A 749-nucleotide genomic window follows, 5' to 3' on the forward strand; every position below is an offset into this window, starting at 1 on the left:
CCGTGGCGGATTGGTGACCAGCTCGCTGACGATCAGCTCCGTGGTCGTCATCAGCTCCTCCAGACCCCACTCGGCAAGCTGGCGGACCGCCAGCGAGCGGGCGCTGGTGACCACGGCCGGGTCGGTGGGCAGGTCCCAGGAGGCGACGTGGCCGGGGCTCAGCGAGTGGGTGCGGGCCAGCAGCAGGGCGACGTCGTCGGACGGTGGGGAGGTCAGCAGGGTGTCGACCACCGCGGAGCAGAGGTCCTCCACGGGCATGCCGGGCTGGCCGAGCGCGTTGCTCAGCCGGGCCAGGCCGACGTCGATGTCCTGGTCGCAGGTCTCGATGAGGCCGTCGGTGTAGAGGGCGATCACGCTGCCCTCCGGCAGCTCCAGCTCCGCCGACTCGAAGGGCAGCGAGCCCAGACCCAGCGGCGGTCCGGCGGGCAGGCTGGGGAAGGTGACCTCGCCGTCCGGGGTCACGAGGGCGGGCGCCGGGTGTCCGGCCCGGGCCATGGTGCACCGCCGGGTGACCGGGTCGTAGATCGCGTACAGGAAGGTGGCGCCCAGGAGCGCGGCGGTCTCCTCCTCGCCCGCCCGCCCCTCGCCGAGCCGGATGATCAGGTCGTCGAGGTGGGCCAGCAGCTCCTCCGGCGGCAGGTCCATGTCCGCGAGGGTGTGCACGGCGGTGCGCAGCCGGCCCATGCTGGCCGCGGCGTCGATGCCGTGCCCGACCACGTCGCCGACCGCCAGCGCCACCCGCGCGCCGG

At 74.4% G+C, this 749-nt stretch carries 1 protein-coding gene; it reads right to left on the reverse strand.

Going from position 1 to position 749, the window contains the following annotated elements:
- The coding region (locus tag BBH68_RS29420) for a PP2C family protein-serine/threonine phosphatase (RefSeq protein ID WP_141713081.1) at nt 1-749 on the reverse strand (749 nt) is incomplete at both ends.

This window comes from Streptomyces sparsogenes, assembly GCF_001704635.1.
Classification (GTDB): Bacteria; Actinomycetota; Actinomycetes; order Streptomycetales; family Streptomycetaceae; genus Streptomyces; species Streptomyces sparsogenes.